Below are 14345 nucleotides of genomic sequence, written 5' to 3' on the forward strand. Positions count from 1 at the left end.
GTAAAATATTTATTATTCTTCATAGTCCTTTAGATGTCGATAAGTTTCTTTACCCGTACTCTTAGCCCCAACATCGATATTTCCACTTCTAATATTCGTAGGGATATCCATTTTTGCGTATGGCATGTTAAATGCAAAGGCATCTGTACCTGTTCGGTAATAATTAGTAGACAAAAGATCTAGTTGATTTTGTGTTTTGCCCAGTGAGCTGCTGACGACATCTTGGTAAATTGGTGAATAGATGGACGTCACATTCTCTGTACTTCTGCAACAGCAACATGAGTAGTTTAGAAAAAACACCTACAAATTCATTCGGTGTAAATCTATATCCGAATTTTGAAATGTAAGTGTTTTATTTTGTCTCACTATACGGGATTTATTCCCGATATAAGTATTTTCACTCGCTACCTAAGTCACGCTTCAAAGCCGATAACAGTCCATTCATCCACAGTGTTCCAAAAATTGATGTTGTATTCAGGTTGATCTTTCGCCGACCATAAAGTCGCATTATCTTTATCACAATTTTCGTAATCAACAGCAACATAAGTTCCCATACCATTACCAAAAAAACCGAAAGATGTATCCAAGTCAATCCTTAACGACTCCTCCAAGTCATCTATAATGCTCCAATCAAAATCATCATCACCCAAGTAAGCAACATCTTCTAAAGGTAATAAACCCATAGCCCCACTAGCATAATAGTAAAAACCATCATGAATATTCTCGTAAAACAGCCGAATCTTAGCAGGTATTTCATCCCAAGACTCTTCAAGTTGTTCATTTTCAAAATACGCTTGAGGGCTTCTTCCTTCATAATAAAGTACTTTCCCTTGCCGATTTCTAATGGTGTATAGAATGGAGTGCCTTCTATTTATTTTCATCAACTCCACATTTTCCAAGTATTCACCTAAATACGATATAACATTTCTCAACTCCATGTTTAGATACTCAGTCCAGACTCCTAAAAGTGATTTGATTCTCTTTTTAACATCGTTCTCCCTAAAGATTTCATACCAAACCTCGGGTAGTGAATCAATATTCTTAATTTCATCATCCAGGATAAGACGTACATACCCGTCTTTTGCCATAATGTATTTTTCAAGATATTCGAGTTTCTTTTCCATAATCATTTCGCTCCTATTTGTTTGAAATATTATTTGTCTGACCTATTTAGATTATCAATTTGTTGTTGTAATGAATGAGTGACTATGCTCCTTTACAACAATCAACAATTGCAAGCGATTTCGGGAGATATTTCTGCACTTCATAAGCTTCATTCATTTCTATGCATCCTGATGATCCCTAAATTCGAATATACATTTGGTCGCTAACATTAAATTCAACGTCTGAAGCTAACCAACAAAAAAAAAGAAAACCTTGAAAAAAGCGTATAGCCACTCAAGGTTTTTATAATTTCTAAATATAATTCATGCTGTCTATCTATAAATCATCTCCACCTCCAGTTAATTTCCCTATCAGGATAAACGGCAGGTATGTATATACCCTTTTTCTTGCTTTCATTATCACTAATGTGCCAATTGCTATCATCTAACCATTCTTCGTTATAGTTAGTTTCATTAAAATCATTTTCCTCATCAACAACCGCTGCAAAAAAATCGTTGAATTTGTCTATATTTTCCGTGGGGATAATCTCAGCATTTATCCACATTCCTTCAACACTAATATTGCGTATATCTCCTAAAAACTCATTTAAAAAGTATAGTTTCAAAACTCTCACTCCTTGGTGGAAACCTTAATATATTGGCTAGCAACTTCCCCTTTGATCAAATACTCATTATCCCTTTTAGTCCAGTTAATCGCTCTATTCTTCCAATAATCAGAAGAAACACGATCTCTTTCAATTAACTTTTGAATTTTTTTTGGAGAAAGTATAACAACATCTTGTACCTTTCCAGACTGTATATCTCTTCCTAGGGCTGATATATCCAGTTCAATTGCATTTTCTCCATAATTTCCAATCACATTTTTGTTATTTGTAAAACTAGTATAAGGACTATTAAAATTACTAGTTCAACTACTTCCTTAAAAGTTTGCTTTTTATCCATAACATTCTATTCATCCTTGGTGGAATGAATAGGATGTTATCTTGTTAACCTTAAATTCCCTATTAATTCTTGAATATTCTCAGCAATATACTCAAATGTACCTCTTCCGAAGTCTTCCAATTGAATTATTCCACTATTGTTTTCAATAACCACCAACAAACCATTTCCCTCAATTCCAATAGGTATCCTCTCTAAACTATCACCGTGATTTTTTTTATATCCTTTCAATGACTCTCGGAAAGTACTTATCTCAGTATTAGGTAGGACGGACTCTAATGTAATATAGTGTTCCTTAAAAAATCCATCTAAGTCTGCAAACCAATATGAGTTAAAATAATCAACAATTGATTTATGCAAACTTATATCATATTCATCTTCTAATCTTGTAAAATCTTGTGTAACAGTCATTTCTACAGGTTTCCATGAGATATATTCATCCTCATCAACTTCACCTTCATAAATTATTAGGTTATCATCGCTACTAATTGGTGTTTTAAATAAAAAATCTAAACCGTCAGCAGCTACCTCTTTCCTCATCTGAAAGTATATTCGCATTGCTTCTTTTATTGACAAAGTTATCACCCTTCACTTATTTAAAAACTTTCCAAACAATTCAGCGTACTCACTATCATTTCCCCAAACACCCGCAGCTTTTTCGGCATTATGAATATCACCTGTTCCTGGATGTAACTTTGAAGGCACTGCAACTGCTTGACCACCCCCACCTACGTGATGAGGGATTAATTTATCATTATATAATTGTGTGAGTGACTGGCACCTTTACATTAATTTGTTAGTATCATTGAGTTTATGCACACGGCCACTGAAAATGGGGCTTCACTCGAACAAATTAAAAATGAGCTTCAAGTGATATAAGGTAACTGTTACCGGTTTCTATATGGTAAAACATGTTTATGATTATACTCAATAAGAGTAACATACAAAAAACCTTCTCGAAAAGAATCCAGAATGAACAGATTGTTCTTTCGAGAAGGCTTCATTTTTCATCATACCCCCAGTGAAATATGCTTCACTTCATATCACCTTAATTTAATCACTCAAAGGTTAGGTTATCGAATTCACATAAATTGACTGATGTTATTTCCATAATATAAAATACCTCGCTCAGAGACTTCGCCTACGCTTCATAAGAAAAATGAATAACTCCATACATAAAAACCCGTATAAAAAAACCCAACCAAACTTCAAATAAAATGTGACAGGTATCGTTTCTATGCCATCTTCGGAACTCATCATCTCAAACAAAAGATGTACAGGCGGAAGTAGCCAAATAATCCCTGGCACTTGTAGAATAATACTTTTTATAGAGACAATCACTACAGAAATGAGGAGTATACTCAAAACACCCCACCATGTATTTTGCCTGTTATTCACAAGATCCCTCGTAAAAATAGCTGATAACGTAATCGCTAGAATAACTAAACCAAAATGAGACAAAAAACCAAGCACAATATGAATCAAACGAGTCTTCGCACCAAATGCATCAATAATGATTGGATAAACAACTGATACAAAACTCAGGACAAAACCAATAAGCGCAACTATCACAAAAAGGGCCATGTAATAAACCCTCGAATTTCTAGCATGCAGTAATGTTAGCTGTTTTTGACCTTCATCTTCAGCATGAAATAACGTCACCGTAAACCATCCCATGACAAAAAAGAGATATAGGGATGTCAACGCGTAACTATCCAATATGGGATTTGGTGTATAGGTATAGTTCACAATGAGAGATATGACATAGAGTGAAAGTGGTGGCACATATCTATATGATCTTACATAATTGATAAACTGATAATGTAACAAGCCTTTCATTTTCTACCCCTTTCATTTAGAAGTAGTGCTGAAACTCTCCTTTAACGCCGTATATAGGAGCGACTAGTCTAATAGAGGCATCCTTTTTAAGTAGTTCCACTAAAACTTGGTTTGTATATTCCCGATTCACAATCGCCTCTACCTCATTAACCTTCGTATTCAAGCTACTCTCTCGTTGAATTTCAATAAAGGGAAGTATTGCTTCTAACGATTTGTCTATACAAATTTCAAAAATAAATCGGTCCTTGTGGACATCCGATTTATGCAGGGCATCCATTTGAATGACTTGTTGATTTTTAATCAGTAGCGCTCTATCCACTAAATTTTCCAACAACCTTGTTTCATGGCAAGTTAATATAACCCCTAGCCCTCTTTCCTTCAACTGCAACAGAATGGCTTCTAAATCAGCTTGTGCTTTAGGATCAAGCCCAGACAAAGGCTCATCCAATATTAAAAGATTCGGCTTTTCAAGCATGGCCTGCATAATTGTAACCTTCTGTTTCATTCCCTTAGAAAAATCGATAATCCTTGTTTTTCGAACATCTTGCAAATGAAAGGACTCTAGTAAACTATCTATCCTCTGGTGTAGTTGTTGCTTCCCGATTCCCCTAATTCTGCCCATATGCATCAAATATTCTTCTGGCGTAAACAATATATCGACAGGTGGAATCTCTGGTACGTAGCCGATTTTCAATGATTGTATGGGTTTGTGAATTTCCCCATCGTCTGGTTTTTCTAAACCAGCAATCATTTTCAACAGCGTACTCTTCCCTGAACCATTCTTCCCAATCAGCGCTACAATTTGATTTGTCCGAATAGAGAATGATGCTTTTCCGATAACTTCTTTTCCATTATATCGTTTAGTAATCGCTCGCAATTCCATTATCGTCTCCATCTAGAAACACCTCGAACGTATTTTTTGTTTCTCACAAACCATCTCGCCGATACTCATTCTACCATACTTTGATTATTCGATAAATTGATTCAGAAACTGTGAATGCCTGTATAGATGACAGCGAGCCTGTCCATATGCTACTGTTTTCATATAAAAAAATCATTTTACGTTTAATCCTGCTTGCTGTGTTATTTGTGTCATCCGGGCAGACGTATGAGCAATAATCCATCATTCCAGATCCTGAACACTGGTTGCCAGGATAACTGCTGGAATCCGTACTTTCCAAACTGGAAATCCCTTATTGGGGCATCACCGTTTCTGTTGATGAGCCGGGCTATTCTACTTTGTAGAATTCTTGCTCAGAAAAGGCACGCATTTCTTCACGTTCGGCTTGGTCGCATAAGTGGTTTACTTCGAATTTCCGAAGCATAGCTTTCGTACATGGACGGCTGCTATCATTACCTTCCTCATTGCGATGGCTGGTGAATACCATCAATCATTAACCGGAGGACGCACACCATCATTTCAAGACGTCATGCTTGGCACGGCAGATGCAATTGTGTGAGTGACTGTGGCACCTTTACATTTACTTTTGAAACAACTTCATAGTAAACTGTTTGGCCTACAATATAAGTCCCTCTATTATGTAAAATGGCATCTTGCCCGTTTATCGTATTTCTCTCACAAACCGTATAGTAAAACATAACATCATGATTTATGAGTTTCATCAGCATTTTTTATGTTGTCCAAATGCATAAATTTCTCGCCAAAAAGCACTTGTTGCCTATTAAACAATCAAGTGCTTTCTGTAAACTGTTCTTCATTGTTAAAAGTTATCTAAGAATTCACTAATACCATTTTCTCAAAAATGTATATTACTCATATCATCTGGGTTTTCCGGTTCCTGTTCATGGTCCCAAAAATAAATCTTCTCGTAAAAAGGTTCCTCCGTACCTAAGCATATAACATTGCCTGCTGGATCATCTGCTATTGGTATAAAGCCTTTAGCAAGTCTATATTCATATATATCTATAACTTTCTCTAGATTATCGTACATTTCACCTATACCATTAAATACATTCAAAACACTTTCTCCCATTTTATCAGAAATAATAAATATACTTTCCTTCGGGTATCCACCATTCCATTTAAGTAAAAACTCAGTGTATTTTTCTGTTAATTTCACACCAGTATCTATTTCAAACTGTTTAATTCCTTCTTTAGTATGTTTCTTGTGAGAACCTTCAATTTTGGACATTTTTATATCCTCCCTTATTTTTCCCCATTAACTGTTGATATTCCTCCTGTATGAGTAAATTGTCTATGAATATCTTTATCTACTAGAATCATCGTTCTCCCATCTTGATGATGCCTGGATACATCATAAAGGGATTACAAGAGTTATCACTATTCAATTATTTATAAGCGGTTAATTCGACACCCCTTAAACCATAAAAAATGACCTTGATATAATTTCAAGGTCATCAATGGAGGAATATTATTTATATGCTCTCTATATAAACATCTGAATTAGTTTTTTGTCCCTTCTCTAATGCTTTCATTAACATATCTATTAAGCCCTCACCCTCACTTGTTATAAAATAATTAGATAAGGTTGTTATATCCTTACTAATATTATCACCCCAAGGCGGTCTTTTAGATAAGTCTTCAATATCCCATACTACTTGTGATGGACTAAATTTCTGTAATTCCTTTTTAATTGCTTCTAATTCGTTAATAGCGCTATCAGTATTCTTATTCTCAAGTTTCCCATTATAAAGTTCATTTAATAAAAAAGGATAATCAGTTCCCCATCCATTTCGTTCTAAATGGTAGCTTATTGTAGAGAAAAAAGAGTGTAAGAAATCACGATGCCCGACTTGATACCAGTAATATTTCACCTTAAATCCAACAGCCATCCTTCCCACCTCAATCAATTTGTTTTAAATCTTATATCTACTTTACCATTTGTTTTATTCATAATCTTTTCATACAATTCTTCTAGTATTTCATCTGATATATTTTGTCCTCTAATATCAATTATTACAGACTGTTTTGTACCATTAGGCAAATCACTTAATCTTTTTTCTACCTGTTTTGACACGTTACTAACTAATCTGCTCCTACCGCTTGAAGTAGTAATTTTATAATTTTTCACTTCAATGCTATGCCCCGTCTGATACAAATCCGGTCTAGAACTACCTTTTTCTCCAATAGTCTGTACTTTATTGCCTTCAAGGTTTCGGAATGTGCCCGCAGTAATCATCGTACCGATCAGCTGCTCTTGTTCCTTTATCCATAAGTCATTAGGATTTAAGTACACTTTTGGGAACAGTTCCGTTCGAAGGCCACTTCGAAACGTCTGTACATTCCATTGGCTTGGCACAAAGTTTATGGCACTGACTCCTGCTTGAAACAGTCCCTCCATATCCGTCAGCCACGCGTTCATCGTCTGCAAGTCTTGTTCAATAGGAGCTAGCGCGTAAGTCTGCGTTGCATCAAATTCATAAAGCTGCGAAATGGTATCCGTACGTTTTCGCTTAGAACGAAGAACTCCCTCCTGCACATCACTATCATCTAAGTGAGGGAGTCTGACAATGTAACTCACCTTATCCATTGCCTCTTCCGTCAAACTGGCGGTAAGATGACCAATCAGCTGAAGTCCCTGTTCTAGCTCCTTATAGAAGAGAAATTCGACATCCCATTATCCAAAATTAATAAAACCTCAGAGAATGTCTAATTTTCTCTAAGGTTCTAATAATTACGCTTGTGTTAAGGAAGTAATATAGCAATTCAAGCGTGTTGATTATCCAAAATCATATAGATGTAAAAAGACTTATCCTGTAAAAAGTACAATACTCTTTTAAAATAACAACCATCCCTGATTTCCAATCAATCGGGGGCTCATCGTGCAACCGTTTGCGATGGAAGACGGGATTTTCCTACTGTAATGGTGTTAGAATCGACGATTAAAAGTTTATTTGGTATCTTGATGGCTCGGCGAGTCTCTCGATTACATTTTGACACCATAAGGTCAAACAGGTTTTTTATCGATTCAAAATTGAGTTATCCTGTTTTTTAGATAATGTCGAATAGTTGATGGAAGGTAGACCAACACTTGGTCTAACATCCGCACAATACTGGTAACTTTTCCATTCACATGTCACTGCAGTAATGAAGTATTCGATCAATGTCATGACATCCAACTTGCCTGCTGTATCCTCGTAGCTAACCGCTTCTATCAATAAATTAAGCTCTTCCGGAAATACAAATTTTTGAATCAAATTCGAGAATAAGATATTTTTTGTATTATATTGGATTTTCATGGACAATTAACACACTTGCTTTACATGACTGCTTTCTAGCCATGTAAAAACTATTCTGTGCAAATCGCATGGATGATAAATACGGCAATATAACCCTATTTCCGTTAAATAATATCTTTAATATTTTACAATACGTTCTGCAATGCTTCATTAATCATTTCTTCAAAACTGTTATATTCCCCTACTATATCCCCGCTTGGCTTATCGAGTTCAAGGAATACATAATTGTCTGTATCCAGGCAATACCAAGAAATACTTGAATCCCCAAAAAACAAATAATTACTATCCCATTCATTATCTCGCCATATTTCATTTGCTGCAATAAAACTATTATTCCCATCATCAAATTGCGCATTGTATATAACTAGTCCATTAAACTCTAACCCATTTACCTTTTTCAATAAATTTTCGTATTCACTTATCCATAGATTTTCACGTATATTTCTTGAAGTCCACTCTTTTATCGCTTGAATGTCTTTATCACTTGCAGGTAACATAATTGATTTCCCATCTCGATTTTTAATTTTTTCAATGTCATCCAATAAATCTAAATCCATATTCTCACCCCTATTATTTAGTTGTTGGATATATAAATCCTTCTGGGATTGGCCATTTAATATCAATTGAGTCTCCAACTTTCATGCCTTTTGTTAAACTTTTTTGTGAATTGGTAAGAACTTTATGATATGGGTCATTTTTAATTAAGATTAAATTTTTGAAGTCATTTGTTCCTCCATCGTCTAAAGGTAGTTTATGGTGAACCTGATATCCATCTGGAACCAATCCATTCTTCAAATTTTTAATATCTGCTTCCGTTAAACCTGCATCAAATAGTTGTTCTATTTTTTTCTTATCACTAGCCAAATCTAGTAGATAATTTTTTCTCACAGAACTATTGAATTTATTTCTTAGTTGCTTGAACTCTTCTCGATCACGCTTAGTATAGGTTACTTCTCTTTCCAAAACATCCTTTAATAATACTTCTTTTCCTTTTAACTTACCCACGTGTTCGACACCTTCACCCGTACTCTTAGCCCCAACATCGATATTTCCACTTTTTACACTCGTAGAAATATCCATTTTTGCAGATGGCATATTAAATGCAAAGGCATCTGTACCCGTTCGGTAATAATTAGTAGATAAAAGATCTAGTTGATTTTGTGTTTTGCCCAGTGAGCTGCCGACGACATCCTGGTAAATTGGTGAATAGATGGACGTCACGTTCTCTGTACTTACCACATTTCTTACTTGATATAAATTCTGTCCTTTTACGGCGAATTTCCCACCCGTACTTGCCCAGCCAGCAACGGGTATCATCGCCCCAAATGAAAGGGCCGCATTCGTTACATCTCCTCGGACTGAATAGATGATTCCGTTTGCGCCATCCGCTACTTCCCCAACAACGTGGACAAGCCCGGCAATGTCTAAGACAAACTGAACAGTATCGAGTACCTTATTTTCTTTCGGTTTGTCGATTTCTACGTCCTTATATTCAACTTTGGACACCACTTCATAGTAAACTGTCTGGCCTACCCTATACTCTTTAATGAGTAAACCATTTTCATACGCATGATATTTTATATCTTCTCCTACGTTTTCTCCAATAGTCTGTACTTTCTTTCCTTCCAGGTTTCGGAATGTACCCGCAGTAATCATCGTACCGATCAGCTGCTCTTGTTCCTTTATCCATAAATCACCAGGATTTAAGTACACTTTTGGGAACATTTCCGTTCGAAGGCCACTTCGAAACGTCTGTACATTCCATTGACTTGGCACGAAGTTTATGGCACTGACGCCTGCTTGAAACAGTCCCTCCATATCCGTCAGCCACGCGTTCATCGTCTACAAGTCTTGTTCAATAGGAGCTAGCGCGTAAGTCTGCGTTGCATCAAATTCGTAAAGCTGCGAAATGGTATCCGTACGTTTTCGCTTAGAACGAAGGACTCCCTCCTGCACATCACTATCATCTAAGTGAGGCAGTCTGACAATTTCGCTCACATGATCCATGATACCGCTGTTATAGCTAGTCTAGTCGGGACTTCCCCTCACAATAAAACAATACTTTGACTTTTTAGCTTTCACAAGATTTGAGACATTTCACCATAAATTCACTCTATCAATTCACCCCACTCCAAACTTTTAGGAAATCAAGTGATTTTGTACATTTTTTGAGTTTAATAATATTCGAGAATTTTTATAATTTGTTTTGTTGTAAAAATGCTTCTAAAATCCTTTCAATAGGTAAACTAGCATTTTTTAGTAATTTCTCTACTTTGTCCTTTATTTGCTTATTAGAAGCAATTATTTTTTTATACTCTTCACCATCAAAAGAACGTAAAGAATCTATTGCATATTCAGCCACTTCATCACTCTCATTAAGTAAATCTAATAATAAATTAAATCCATATACTCCGTTATTTTCATCTATACAGTAGGCTAATCTAATTTTATATTTATCATCTTTATCTTTTAATCCTCGAATTAAATTCTCCCAATCAATATTAGTAAACTCACCCATCAATTCTTGCACATACATAAATTCATCGTCATAAAAATAATTATCTGCGCTATTTTCAGATAATACTGCATCTACTTTTTCGTACATTCACTTTCCTCCTCTATTTACTAAAACCACCTGGTAATGGAGCATTAATTTGTCCTGTTGGGTAGCCGCTAACTACCGTATCACCTATTTTAATAACATCAATTTCTACACCATCAACAATCCCCCTATGGAAAGTTGCTCCATCTCTACCTCTAATACTTATTGGAGGAGAATTACCAATATCAGTTATACTATCTAAGATTTTAATATCACTCCAACCCCCAGGGAATATTGTACTATTTTTTATTTTCGAAAGATTCCCATCAGGAAATCGAGTTATATATTTGATATCTTTTGTACCATCAGGGTTGATTTTAATAGCTTCTGTAGCATAGTTAGAATGGCTATTATTAATGTTTGATGAATGCCCCCCAATAATTTCATTTTTATTAGGGTTCTTTCTCTGCCCCAAAAGGATTTTTTCCTTCATTTCAGGTGTGATAATTGATTTAGCTCCGCTGACTGGCTTACTATTATTAACCGTACCCTTAGCCCCAACATCCACATTCTTTACTTCAACCTTAACATCTCCACTTTTGACACTTGTAGGGATATCCATTTTTGCAGATGGTATATTAAATGCAAACGCATCTGTACCTGTTCGGTAATAATTAGTAGATAAAAGATCTAGTTGATTTTGTGTTTTGCCCAGTGAGCTGCTGACGACATCTTGGTAAATTGGTGAATAGATGGACATCACGTGCTCTGTACTTACCACATTTCTTACTTGATATAAATCCTGTCCTTTACGGCGAATTTTCCACCCGTACTTGCCCATCCAGCAACGGGTATCATCGCCCCAAATGAAAGGGCTGCATTCGTTACATCTCCTCTCGCCGCATAGATTACACCATTTGCGCCATCCGCTAATTCACCTACAACAGGTACAAGCCCGGCAATATCCAAGACAAACTGAAAAGTATCCAGCACCTTATTCTCTTTCGGTTTATCGACTGTAACGCTCTTTTCTTTATATTCAACCTTGGACACTACTTCATAGAAAACTGTTTGGCCTTCAACATACTCTTTAATGAGTAAACTATTTTCATATGCATGATATTTTACATTTTCCCCTACGTTTTCTCCAATAGTCTCTACTTTCTTTCCTTCAAGGTTTCGGAATGTGCCCGCAGTAATCATCGTACCGATCAGCTGCTCTTGTTCCTTTATCCATAATTCACCAGGATTTAAGTACACTTTTGGGAACAATTCCGTTCTAATTTCTCTTCCTAGGTCCTGATGAATATTCCGTCTATACAGATCAAAGTTTATGGGGTACAACATTCGTAATCTAGAAATTTCAGTGAAGCATCATCCATATCATCCAAAGTTTAAATTTGATTAAAATTGTATATTCAATTCTTCTCGAATCACCTTTTATAAATATTCTTCAAAACTTCTTGCTATTATTTTTTTCACCAAAATCAAAGTTAAATGTAGTGATTTCTGTATTAGAAGAATTAAAACCTGCTGGATTCCCTACACCATCGATTTCAATAACGTTAAAATTCTCATGCCCTTCAAGAAGAATATTTCTAAACTGTAGAAACCTCTCCAATACTTAAATTGCGGCACCCTTGAAACTAATCTGTTGTATATTTTTAACCACCTACGGACATTTGGCGCAAGCCCATTCCTTGCTTTAGGCCTACAAAAAAAACAGTGGCAGTCGAATTTCCCAACTACCACCATTTTATCATTCATTCCATTCAACTTACTTTACATCTTTAATAATAACTTCATATACCTCTTCAATAGCTCCATCTACCGGCACCAATGCGTAATAACTCTGATCATTATCTAACATAAATTGAACCAACTTTGTATCGGTATGCTTCCAATGATTTTTCATACTTGGATAGTAGTCTTCCAAATCATCTTTATAATCCAATTGCAATATAAATTCTTTTTCTGTCATTGCAAAAACAATTAAAGTACCCAGAAGATTTTTTCGCTTATTTTCTTCTTCATACTCTTCGAATAAGAACCAGATTTGGCCTAACCCTATTGATTGTTTGTATTTTTCGTAAAAACTACGATCATCCATTATCTTATAATCATGGATCAACTCATTAACAAATGCGTGCCATTTTATTGGAATCATCTTTTCCAACGAAGGATTATTGTCAATTCCTTCTTGTCCTTCTTCCACCTCTTCAATGTCATCCTCATTGCTGTATTTACTCATGGAGATAGGTTTGAATTTCATTGCATTCTTGTAATGTGCCAAATCGTACGGATAGCGATTATGATTGATAAGGCTTGCATCATCTAGCTCTAATATCTTCGCCAATGCGGCTGTTTCAAAGCTCCAAAAACCTACATATCCCGGTTCTTTATGCGCATTCTTCCATCCGTAATCATAATGGCCTTTTAACCATTCTTTCTCCATATACGCTTGCATTCGTTTAGATGCTGCTTTCTTATCCGTTTGCGCAAGTTCTATAATTTCTCTCGTTTTGGCATATGGATTTTCTTCAAAATAAACATTGGAGATTTTTGTCCAACCAATATCACTAGCACATAATAAAAAATCAATAACGGAATCATTCATATTTTCCTTCACAACTAACTTACTTAATCGTTCTAGATTCTTTTTATCCGTTTCTAGTAATATTCCTAAAGAAACCATCCAAAGCAGATCTAAATATCCAACTTCCCTAGTCCCTATATGCTCTAAATTATCAATTGCATAATGAAAATCTTCTTCTATTGTATTGACGTCTTCTCCCAAAGAATACTTTGCCCTAATATCCTCCATCTCATATCTAAAACTTGCAAGATAGGTTCCTTCTATAATACTTTGATTATCTTTAGGATATCTTTGAATTCCATTTTCAATATCTTCTTCCAAACTTTTAATTTCCTCTCTATTTTCTTCAATAAACTCTTTATGGTATTCAATTCCTTTTCTACATTTTTCTTCGATGCATAGATGATCTCTCATTACATTTATTCCCTCCTCAGAATTAAGGCCAGTCTCCAATTATGTTCCCCTTGGTATCTAGCTTATATGTTTTTACATTCCCATTACTATCAACTTTTGATAGTACTCTTTCTACTTGCCCCTTTTCCAATGCCGACCTAATCTTTTTCGCTAATTTTTCATCTCCGTCAACCGCTTTCAATATTCTACTTCTTTTAGTTTTTTCACCAGTCAACCAATCATCTGACATTTGCGGTCCATCTTTAGCTGTTTTTCACAGTTGAGAACTACCAAACTTCGCTTCATCAATTACATATTTGATAGGTGATTTCACATTTGCATTTTCATATAATCCGTCAATCCCATGTACTATCTTATCATCTATGCTTGATGGTGCACCCCTGCCTATTGGCTTCAGGTCATATTCAGCATCTTTTAAGCTTTGATTGTTTACCAGATTATCAGATGATATGATTTCACCATAATTACCTTTTTGTTTATTTGTAGCTGTTTTCACATCAAAGTCGGCGACATCAGTTTTTTACTTCCATCATAACTACCATTGTTGCGATTCATTTTGAAAAAATGCAAGCAAGCGAAGATAACAAAAAACAGGTCAATCATGGTGGTATCTGACCATAATCGACCTGTTTAATGTAACGGAATATCGTTATTTAGGTTATAGAATTCA

General features: G+C 35.4%; 16 protein-coding genes and 5 pseudogenes. 1 reads left to right on the forward strand and 20 read right to left on the reverse strand.

Annotated elements, in window-relative coordinates; all coding sequences use genetic code 11:
- Window positions 1-12: 12 nt before the first annotated feature.
- The 7 genes and pseudogenes from MKY34_RS17820 to MKY34_RS17850 form a co-directional block, all read right to left on the reverse strand.
- Entirely contained in the window at window positions 13-252 is a 240-nt protein-coding gene (locus tag MKY34_RS17820; RefSeq protein ID WP_342512458.1) for a hypothetical protein, read from the reverse strand.
- A gap of 161 nt (window positions 253-413) precedes the next feature.
- The gene (locus MKY34_RS17825; RefSeq protein WP_342512459.1) at window positions 414-1124 is read right to left on the reverse strand and encodes an SMI1/KNR4 family protein; all 711 of its coding nucleotides are present in this window, start codon (window positions 1122-1124) and stop codon (window positions 414-416) included.
- Window positions 1125-1447: 323 nt separating this feature from the next.
- Window positions 1448-1738 carry a hypothetical protein gene (locus tag MKY34_RS17830; RefSeq protein WP_342512460.1) on the reverse strand — a complete coding sequence of 97 codons (291 nt, stop codon included), beginning with the start codon at window positions 1736-1738 and terminating at the stop codon, window positions 1448-1450.
- Window positions 1739-2102: 364 nt separating this feature from the next.
- Window positions 2103-2621, reverse strand: a complete 519-nt coding sequence (locus MKY34_RS17835) for a SecY-interacting protein Syd (protein ID WP_342515297.1) — start codon at window positions 2619-2621, stop codon at window positions 2103-2105.
- Between the two features lie 30 nt (window positions 2622-2651).
- Window positions 2652-2828, reverse strand: a pseudogene (locus MKY34_RS17840) (hypothetical protein); the annotation flags it as partial.
- A gap of 363 nt (window positions 2829-3191) precedes the next feature.
- Window positions 3192-3902: an ABC transporter permease gene (locus MKY34_RS17845; protein ID WP_342512461.1), complete on the reverse strand. Its 711-nt coding sequence runs from the start codon at window positions 3900-3902 to the stop codon at window positions 3192-3194.
- 16 nt (window positions 3903-3918) lie between these two features.
- Entirely contained in the window at window positions 3919-4797 is an 879-nt protein-coding gene (locus MKY34_RS17850; RefSeq protein WP_342512462.1) for an ABC transporter ATP-binding protein, read from the reverse strand.
- Window positions 4798-5200: 403 nt separating this feature from the next.
- Here MKY34_RS17850 and MKY34_RS17855 point away from each other — a divergent pair, with 403 nt between their 5' ends.
- On the forward strand, window positions 5201-5362 hold the full coding sequence (locus MKY34_RS17855; RefSeq protein WP_342512463.1) for a VanZ family protein: 162 nt from the start codon (window positions 5201-5203) through the stop codon (window positions 5360-5362).
- A 297-nt stretch (window positions 5363-5659) separates the two neighbouring features.
- Here the strand turns inward: MKY34_RS17855 and MKY34_RS17860 are convergent, their stop codons facing one another.
- The 13 genes and pseudogenes from MKY34_RS17860 to MKY34_RS17920 form a co-directional block, all read right to left on the reverse strand.
- Window positions 5660-6055: an SMI1/KNR4 family protein gene (locus tag MKY34_RS17860; protein ID WP_342512464.1), complete on the reverse strand. Its 396-nt coding sequence runs from the start codon at window positions 6053-6055 to the stop codon at window positions 5660-5662.
- A 14-nt stretch (window positions 6056-6069) separates the two neighbouring features.
- A pseudogene (locus MKY34_RS17865) lies at window positions 6070-6156 on the reverse strand (HNH endonuclease); the annotation flags it as partial.
- 143 nt (window positions 6157-6299) lie between these two features.
- Window positions 6300-6716 (reverse strand): immunity 70 family protein, encoded by a 417-nt coding sequence (locus MKY34_RS17870; RefSeq protein ID WP_342512465.1) that lies wholly within the window; start codon window positions 6714-6716, stop codon window positions 6300-6302.
- Window positions 6717-6730: 14 nt separating this feature from the next.
- Window positions 6731-7009: pseudogene (locus MKY34_RS17875) on the reverse strand (hypothetical protein); the annotation flags it as partial.
- A 192-nt stretch (window positions 7010-7201) separates the two neighbouring features.
- A pseudogene (locus tag MKY34_RS17880) lies at window positions 7202-7471 on the reverse strand (T7SS effector LXG polymorphic toxin); the annotation flags it as partial.
- A gap of 373 nt (window positions 7472-7844) precedes the next feature.
- On the reverse strand, window positions 7845-8129 hold the full coding sequence (locus tag MKY34_RS17885) for a transposase (protein WP_342512466.1): 285 nt from the start codon (window positions 8127-8129) through the stop codon (window positions 7845-7847).
- Between the two features lie 119 nt (window positions 8130-8248).
- Entirely contained in the window at window positions 8249-8680 is a 432-nt protein-coding gene (locus MKY34_RS17890; protein WP_342512467.1) for a YrhA family protein, read from the reverse strand.
- Window positions 8681-8693: 13 nt separating this feature from the next.
- Window positions 8694-9962: a hypothetical protein gene (locus MKY34_RS17895; RefSeq protein WP_342512468.1), complete on the reverse strand. Its 1269-nt coding sequence runs from the start codon at window positions 9960-9962 to the stop codon at window positions 8694-8696.
- 355 nt (window positions 9963-10317) lie between these two features.
- Window positions 10318-10728, reverse strand: a complete 411-nt coding sequence (locus MKY34_RS17900) for a hypothetical protein (protein ID WP_342512469.1) — start codon at window positions 10726-10728, stop codon at window positions 10318-10320.
- A 13-nt stretch (window positions 10729-10741) separates the two neighbouring features.
- Window positions 10742-11425 (reverse strand): EndoU domain-containing protein, encoded by a 684-nt coding sequence (locus tag MKY34_RS17905; RefSeq protein ID WP_342512470.1) that lies wholly within the window; start codon window positions 11423-11425, stop codon window positions 10742-10744.
- A 26-nt stretch (window positions 11426-11451) separates the two neighbouring features.
- Entirely contained in the window at window positions 11452-11937 is a 486-nt protein-coding gene (locus tag MKY34_RS17910) for a hypothetical protein (RefSeq protein WP_342512471.1), read from the reverse strand.
- Window positions 11938-12442: 505 nt separating this feature from the next.
- The gene (locus MKY34_RS17915; RefSeq protein WP_342512472.1) at window positions 12443-13675 is read right to left on the reverse strand and encodes a PoNi-like cognate immunity protein; all 1233 of its coding nucleotides are present in this window, start codon (window positions 13673-13675) and stop codon (window positions 12443-12445) included.
- A 22-nt stretch (window positions 13676-13697) separates the two neighbouring features.
- A pseudogene (locus MKY34_RS17920) lies at window positions 13698-14200 on the reverse strand (hypothetical protein); the annotation flags it as partial.
- Between the last annotated feature and the right edge of the window lie 145 nt (window positions 14201-14345).

The sequence above is a fragment of the Sporosarcina sp. FSL K6-1522 genome, assembly GCF_038622445.1.
Classification (GTDB): Bacteria; Bacillota; Bacilli; order Bacillales_A; family Planococcaceae; genus Sporosarcina.

Bases quoted from the DNA above. Each gene is read 5' to 3' on its own strand.
- MKY34_RS17825 (WP_342512459.1), bottom strand. From the start codon at position 1,124: ATGGAAAAGAAACTCGAATATCTTGAAAAATACATTATGGCAAAAGAC.
- MKY34_RS17835 (WP_342515297.1), bottom strand. From the start codon at position 2,621: ATGCGAATATACTTTCAGATGAGGAAAGAGGTAGCTGCTGACGGTTTA.
- MKY34_RS17845 (WP_342512461.1), bottom strand. From the start codon at position 3,902: ATGAAAGGCTTGTTACATTATCAGTTTATCAATTATGTAAGATCATAT.
- MKY34_RS17850 (WP_342512462.1), bottom strand. From the start codon at position 4,797: ATGGAGACGATAATGGAATTGCGAGCGATTACTAAACGATATAATGGA.
- MKY34_RS17860 (WP_342512464.1), bottom strand. From the start codon at position 6,055: ATGTCCAAAATTGAAGGTTCTCACAAGAAACATACTAAAGAAGGAATT.
- MKY34_RS17870 (WP_342512465.1), bottom strand. From the start codon at position 6,716: ATGGCTGTTGGATTTAAGGTGAAATATTACTGGTATCAAGTCGGGCAT.
- MKY34_RS17890 (WP_342512467.1), bottom strand. From the start codon at position 8,680: ATGGATTTAGATTTATTGGATGACATTGAAAAAATTAAAAATCGAGAT.
- MKY34_RS17895 (WP_342512468.1), bottom strand. From the start codon at position 9,962: ATGAACGCGTGGCTGACGGATATGGAGGGACTGTTTCAAGCAGGCGTC.
- MKY34_RS17900 (WP_342512469.1), bottom strand. From the start codon at position 10,728: ATGTACGAAAAAGTAGATGCAGTATTATCTGAAAATAGCGCAGATAAT.
- MKY34_RS17905 (WP_342512470.1), bottom strand. From the start codon at position 11,425: ATGTCCATCTATTCACCAATTTACCAAGATGTCGTCAGCAGCTCACTG.
- MKY34_RS17915 (WP_342512472.1), bottom strand. From the start codon at position 13,675: ATGAGAGATCATCTATGCATCGAAGAAAAATGTAGAAAAGGAATTGAA.